Here is a 6,788-nt window from a genome sequence, read left to right as displayed (position 1 = left end):
AGATAGGCATAGGTGCTCCGCTGATCCACACCACCCTGCAATGGGGGCAGGGCACCGACCGCTTCCCCCACCTCAGGTAACCTGGCTGTTTCCACATAGTCCAGATTAAAGGCCAGGGGGAATGTCCATGCGGAAATATCATAGAACAGGCTGTCCGAAAATGTGGTGCGTTTTTCGAACATCGCTTGTATGAGTTTTGGATTTTTCTGATCCATGGGCACTACATAGCTTCTGCCTTTTTTAAATTTTTTCCCATCAATTTCGGTATCCGATCGGAGTTCGTGAAACCGGATATTGTGTCTTTGCAGAATTTCAGCCAGGTGCCAGGCACGTGCTCCGTCCTTAGGGTCCCCGAAAATCACACCACGGCTTCCTGTCTTCCCTTTATTCGTCCGCATTTCTGCAAAAAAATCACGCTGATATTCCAGGAGCTTCTCCCGCATATTCCAGGCAGCTTCTATGGTTGAAAGTGCGGTGATAAACTGATTTCGAATCGTAAAGGGAAACGTCAGAATTCCGTTTTCACTTTCCTGAATATGACCTCTGGAACTCGCCTGTTCAAACAAAATACCTATACCTCCATTGACATCCGGAAAAGTAGAGCCCTTGCCGTAGTAGTAATCGTCATAATCTTCCTCAGAGTAATAGAGGGAGCCAATACCATCGAGGGCTTTGGCGTGATAGGTGCCAATTTCGGCCGTAAGTTCCTGATTTCTGCCAGGAGTCAGGGGATGTACGCGGGAGGGTTCGCCGGGTTGGAAGAAAAAGGTTGCATCGGTTCCCATTTCATGGTGGTCAGTAAGAATATTCGGATACCAGTCGTGAAATGTTTTAATCCGCGCCCGGCTCTCGGGCAGTTGCACAGGAAGCCAGTCCCGATTCATATCGAACCAGTAGTGGTTTGTACGTCCCCCGGGCCATACTTCGTGGTATTCCCGGTCATTCCCGTCCGGGTTTAGATGCATGCTCCGGTTGGAATTTGCCCAGTACGCAAAGCGCTGCAACCCGTCCGGATTAAAGGAGGGGTCCATAAGGATAACCATATCCTTCAACATTTTTTCAATTTCAGGCCCCTGGGCGGCTGCCAGGTAATAGGCATAGGCGAGTCCCGCATTTGCGCCACTGGGCTCGTTTCCGTGAATGGAAAAGCCCTGGTAGACGACCACGGGCATCCCGGCAGGATTCAGGGTGGAAGCTCCGCTTTCCGTAAGCTTGAGATGTTCCGTTCTAAGGGTTTCAAGACGCTCGTGGTTTTCCGGGGCGGATATAGTCAGGAGCAATACGGGCCGATCTTCGAAAGTTCGGCCGCGATCTTCAATCTCAATGCGGTCTGAAGCGGCCGCAAGGGTCATCATATACTGTACTAGTTTGTCGTGGGTGACATGCCAGCTTCCTACCTCATGCCCGATAACCTCCGAAGGCTGGGGTATGGCAGGATCATAAGAAATACCCGAGGGCAGGTAATAGGAAAGATCAATGTCCTCTTGTGCGGACAAAGTGGATTGGGATAAAAAGAGGAAGCCAATAATTAGATAAAAAAGTCTCATAGATTATTATTTTGAGAATTGAGATAGGCCGATCGGCAAGTGCACTGGTCTTCGGAACCGATTCAAAAACAATGGTATTCAGTTTTTTTGTAATGGGGCAAAAAAAAGGCCTTTACGAGAAAGGCCATAATATTGTGAATTGACGCCCTATATGTCGTCGAAATCCACGTCCGTGAAGGAACTCCCTGAGGACTCATGAGATCCGTTTTCAGAGAAATCGGTTTTTTTAAAATCCTTTTGATGCCGTTCTGAAATTACCTCCTGGCCCTTTTCTTCGATGATGAAATCCATCATTTCATTCATATTTTCCCTGAAGGGTTCAAAATCTTCTTTGTACAGGTAAATTTTGTGCTTTTTGTAATGGAAAGAGCCGTCTTCATGGGTAAATTTCTTGCTCTCGGTTACCGTTAAATAGTAGTCACCCGCCTTGGTGCTTCGTACATCAAAAAAATAAGTCCTCCGACCTGCCCTTAAAACTTTGGAATGAATCTCTTCCTGCTCATTGAAATCTTTGTCGTTCATAGCATCCAAACGGTTGTGTTAGCAAATCAAAAATGTGAAAAAAATGCTAAAGCAGCAACTTTTTCTATGTTTCTTTCTCCGACAGCTGACTGATGTAGAGCTCCTTGTAGTAGCCCTCCTGGGCCATAAGCTTCTCGTGATTTCCCGCTTGAATAATAGATCCGTTATCCAGTACGATGACTTTATCTGCATTGACAGCCGAGGAAACACGGTGGCTTACAATTAGGGTGGTTTTCCCCTCGGAGGCTTTTTTGAGATTGGAGAGAATAGCCTCTTCTGTTTCCGTATCGACAGCGCTCAGGCAGTCGTCAAAAAGGTAAATAGTAGGATCCTTAATCAGGGCACGGGCAATAGATACCCGTTGTTTTTGACCCCCGCTCAGGGTAATGCCCCTTTCCCCCAAAACAGTTTGGTATCCCTTTGCAAATCCTTCGATATTGCTATCGACAACGGCCATTTTTGCAGCGTCGCGGATTTCGTCAAGGGTTGCATCGTGTTTGCCAAAGCGAATATTGTTTTCAATGGTATCGGAGAACAAAAATGCATCCTGGGGGACCGCCCCGATAGCTTCCCTGAGGGAGGTGAGGTTGAGTTTTTCCACAGGCCGGTCATCGATTCGGATTTCCCCTGAACTCACGTCATACAAACGGGCGATCAATTCCAGGATCGTGCTCTTCCCGGAACCTGTTTTACCCAGGATTGTCAGTGTCTGCCCCGGATTGATTTCAAAAGACACATTTTTAAGGGCTTCTATTCCCGTGTCAGGATAGGTAAAACCGACCTTGTCAAAGGTGATTTTCCCCTGAATGGGAGTGGGGCTTTCGGATTGATTTACGATCTCAGGTTCTTGATTTAAAAACTCGTTGATCCGCTTTTGGGACACTTCTGCACGCTGCACCACAGAGGTCAGCCAACCCACTATGGCTACGGGCCAGGTGAGCATATTGACGTAGAGGATAAATTCGGCTATAGTACCTTTAGATTCAATTTCCCCATCGAGGTATTGCATTCCGCCGATGTAAATAACAAGGATATTGCTCACGCCAATAAGCAGCATCATCAGGGGAAAGAACCAGGCATTGACTTTGGCCAAATCCATACTCTTGGTCTTCCCTTCAAGGGCAAGGCCCTCAGCCTGTTGGTTGACCTGGGGTTCCATTACATAGGCCTTGATTACCGAAATCCCCGAAAAGGTTTCCTGGGCAAAGGTGGATAAATCAGAAAGGAAGACCTGAACCCGGGTACTGCGCTTATGAATGATCCGGCTGATCCAGTAAATCAGCACGGAAAGGACCGGAAGGGGAAGCAGGGCGTAAAACGTAATGGTCGGGGCTTTGATAAACATCAGGGGGATCAGACAGACAAAAAGGGTGAGGGTCTGTATCCCATACATAATAGCAGGCCCGGCATACATACGGACCTGATTGACATCCTCACTGATCCGGTTCATCAGGTCCCCGGTCCGGTTGGTTTTGTAAAAATTCAGGCTGAGGCGTTGGTAGTGGTCAAAAACCTCGTTTTTAAGGTCGTATTCAATGTATCTGGAAACATTAATGATCGTCTGACGCATCAGGAACGTAAAAAAACCGGACAACAGCGCGGCTCCGACGATAATTCCAATATACTCCAGTAATTGCTGGCGGGCTAGCGTCTCATTGATTTCAGCTGCCAGATATTGTTCCACGACAGCTATGATCTTGGCTACATAGGAGGGCATAACCAGTTGAAACACCCTCGCTATGATGGTGATAAGTATACCTAAGGACAACTTAAACCAGTATTTCCGGAAATATTTATTGAGATGCTTTAGTTCTTTCATTCCTGGATGGGCTGCCCCGAACGCGGTATCGTTCAGGAGAGGACAAATATAGGCCTTTGGCCCGGATAGGGATGTTATAAGAATGATAAGATGATTTTTAGCCCCCTTTTAAAATAGATTAGTATTTTTGACCTCGATTACCACAACAAAGTTCTTTGCATGTTAACAAGAAGGCATCTCAGGGTTAAGGTTATGCAGTGTATTTATTCCCTTTCCCTTGCCAGCGGAGGTTCGCTGGAAAAGCAACAGGAGTTTCTCAACAGAAGCATCGGGCAAACCTATACCTTATATCTGCTGGTGCTGGCATTGTTTCGGGAACTCTATCAGGCTGCCGTCGATCGTTCGGAGAAGGCCACGAGCAATTACCTCAAAATGGGTCCCGGGGATAAGGGAAACCCCCTGCGTCTCAGCCAAAACAAAATTTTGCAGCAGATTTCGGAGAATCCCGATCTTACTGAGGCGCTGAAAAAGCGCAAACTCAAACAATGGTACCTCAATGAAGAGTATATAAAGATTGTGCTTTCTGAACTTTTGGAAAGCGATCTCTATAATACCTATGCTCAAACGCCGGAGTCCTATGAGGCGGACCGGGATTTTCTGGTTCAGGCTTTCCGGGAGATTATTGCCCCGAATGAAAAGGTTTATGAATTCCTCGAAGATGAAGAAATTACCTGGGTTGATGATTTGCCCCTTATCAACACCCACCTGCTCAAACAGTTGCGGAAAGTACAACCCGGATCACCCAATAATTTTTTCCTCCCTCCGTTACTTAAGAACAAGGAGGACGTAACTTTTGCAACTGAATTGTTGAATAAAACCCTGTTGAACGGGGAGGAATTAGGCGCGGAAATAGAAGGGCAAACGCCGAATTGGGATAAAGACCGTATCGCCGAGATAGATGCGATCTTGCTTAAGATGGCGATCGCGGAATTACTGTATTTTCCTTCCATCCCGGAACGGGTTTCTATCAATGAATACCTGGAGATTGCCAAAGAGTACTCCACACCTAAAAGCAGTATTTTTATCAATGGAGTTTTGGATAAACTCACCAAGGACTATCAGGCCAGCGGTCGGTTGAAAAAGACCGGGCGAGGGCTATTGTAAAAAAATAATCGCTAATTTTGCACTGATCTAAAAAAATGTCATCATGAAAAAAGTAAGTATCATTCTTGGAGTTCTGGCAATTACGGCTTTTGTTTCCTGTAAGGAAAAAGCCTCAGAACGCATCGACGAAGGTAATGTAGCGGTAGCCGCCCAAAGGGACGAAGCTGCAAAATCACTTCCCGCAATTGCATTTGAAGAGCAAGAGTTTGATTTTGGAACTATTGAGCAGGGAACGCCGCAGGAGCACACGTTTGTTTTTACCAATACCGGTGAAGCTCCTTTGATCATTACCAACGCTTCCAGTAGCTGTGGGTGTACTATTCCGGACTACCCGAAAAACGTACCGATCCAGCCGGGAGAGAAAGGGGAAATGGTTGTAAAATTCAATGGTTCCGGAATGAACCAGGTGATGAAAACCGTTACCTTGAATACCAACACCGCTAAGGGTCAGGAGATGATTCGAATCAAAGCGTTTGTTCAGCCGAAGGCGGGAACTTCAACAGCTATGGGTCCTGTTTCCGGGAACTAAGGAATTTCAGGACGTAATATTAGAGAACTATGGGTGATTTAGGACAGTTCCTTCCGCTGATTCTGATTTTTGCGGTGGCGTATTTTTTTATGATACGCCCCCAGATGAAAAGGCAGAAAGATGAGAAAAAGTTTGCGGAGGCCTTAAAAAAGGGAGACAAAATCATCACTAAAAGCGGTTTATACGGCAAAGTGGTGGAGCTCAACGACAAGGATTTTTCCTGTGTCATAGAGACCATGGCCGGACGTCTGAAATTTGATCGTTCTGCTATTTCCATGGAGCTGAGTAACAAACTCAACGCCCCTGCCAAAGCTTAGCAGGTTTCTTCGAGGGAAGAAAAAAACACCGGCTCTTTAGCCGGTGATTTTTATTGCATCTCCCTGAACAACTTATCTTTTCCCAGATCAGACCTTCGCCAGGCCCAATTACGGTATACATCTAGTAAATCCTGGAATCATTTTGACGACTAATCATACTGGGCTGATCGGCAAAACAGACCGTTGAAATCTCGTTGGACAGGAGCAGTTGACGGTAATTTCAGGAATCTGCCCTCCTTGTATTTCCGGCCTTATCGACAAGGGCTTCCTCAGCTCCCTGAATCCGGGTTTTTACATAATACATCTTCATCATCCCCTTATTTTTCACTTGTACCATTCCACGGAATTCACATTCAAAGTGATCCTTAATCAGCAGATAGGTGCTTTCGGAAATATTGATTCTACCCGGCTGGGAACCGGATTCCATTCGGGAGGCGATGTTGACGGTATCGCCCCAAATATCATATGCAAATTTTTTGGTCCCCACCACCCCGGCCACAACGGGCCCTGTATGGATGCCGATCCGAATCTCAAAGCCCGTAACTTCGGAATACCCGTCACCAGAGACAATTTCGAGGATATCACTGGCCAAACGCACCATCCGCACGGCGTGGTCTTTACTTGGAAAAGGAAGGCCTGTCGCACACATATAACAGTCCCCCATGGTCTTTATTTTTTCAACACCATGACTTTCAGCGGCCTGGTCGAAGCAGGAAAAATAATAATCTACTGTTTTAACGAGATCCTCCGGACTCATTTTCTCCGAGTAATTTGTAAACCCGACGAAATCGGCGAACATGACACTGACGGATTCAAACTTCTTGGCCTTCACACGTCCGAATTCTTTCAGCTCATCTGCCGTTTCTTCCGGAAGTATATTTTTTAACAGGTCATCCGAACGCGCTTTTTCTTTTTCGATCACATCACGGGTCCTCCGGATATATTTATAC

At 46.4% G+C, this 6,788-nt stretch carries 7 protein-coding genes; 3 read left to right on the top strand and 4 right to left on the bottom strand.

The features are described from left to right. The 3 genes from WBV75_RS14135 to WBV75_RS14125 form a co-directional block, all read right to left on the bottom strand. Positions 1–1,547: M14 family zinc carboxypeptidase (locus WBV75_RS14135; protein WP_424121228.1), on the bottom strand; the 1,547-nt coding region annotated here is incomplete at its 3' end. A gap of 147 nt (positions 1,548–1,694) precedes the next feature. After that, positions 1,695–2,069: a PUR family DNA/RNA-binding protein gene (locus tag WBV75_RS14130; protein WP_424121227.1), complete on the bottom strand. Its 375-nt coding sequence runs from the start codon at positions 2,067–2,069 to the stop codon at positions 1,695–1,697. A gap of 64 nt (positions 2,070–2,133) precedes the next feature. Further along, positions 2,134–3,888, bottom strand: a complete 1,755-nt coding sequence (locus tag WBV75_RS14125) for an ABC transporter ATP-binding protein (protein ID WP_424121226.1) — start codon at positions 3,886–3,888, stop codon at positions 2,134–2,136. A 159-nt stretch (positions 3,889–4,047) separates the two neighbouring features. Here WBV75_RS14125 and nusB point away from each other — a divergent pair, with 159 nt between their 5' ends. The 3 genes from nusB to yajC are packed head-to-tail and all read left to right on the top strand — an operon-like array spanning position 4,048 to position 5,838. Beyond that, positions 4,048–4,992, top strand: a complete 945-nt coding sequence (gene nusB / locus WBV75_RS14120) for a transcription antitermination factor NusB (protein ID WP_424121225.1) — start codon at positions 4,048–4,050, stop codon at positions 4,990–4,992. A 43-nt stretch (positions 4,993–5,035) separates the two neighbouring features. Continuing rightward, on the top strand, positions 5,036–5,521 hold the full coding sequence (locus WBV75_RS14115) for a DUF1573 domain-containing protein (RefSeq protein WP_424121224.1): 486 nt from the start codon (positions 5,036–5,038) through the stop codon (positions 5,519–5,521). Between the two features lie 29 nt (positions 5,522–5,550). Beyond that, positions 5,551–5,838, top strand: a complete 288-nt coding sequence (yajC, locus tag WBV75_RS14110) for a preprotein translocase subunit YajC (protein ID WP_424121223.1) — start codon at positions 5,551–5,553, stop codon at positions 5,836–5,838. Between the two features lie 220 nt (positions 5,839–6,058). On the opposite strand, the gene WBV75_RS14105 is transcribed toward yajC, so the two are convergent. After that, a partial coding sequence (locus WBV75_RS14105; protein ID WP_424121222.1) for an adenylate/guanylate cyclase domain-containing protein occupies positions 6,059–6,788 on the bottom strand: 730 nt, incomplete at its 5' end.

This window comes from Robiginitalea sp., assembly GCF_049588695.1.
In the GTDB taxonomy this organism is placed as follows: domain Bacteria; phylum Bacteroidota; class Bacteroidia; order Flavobacteriales; family Flavobacteriaceae; genus Robiginitalea.
This window is presented reverse-complemented; position numbering and strand designations above follow the sequence as displayed.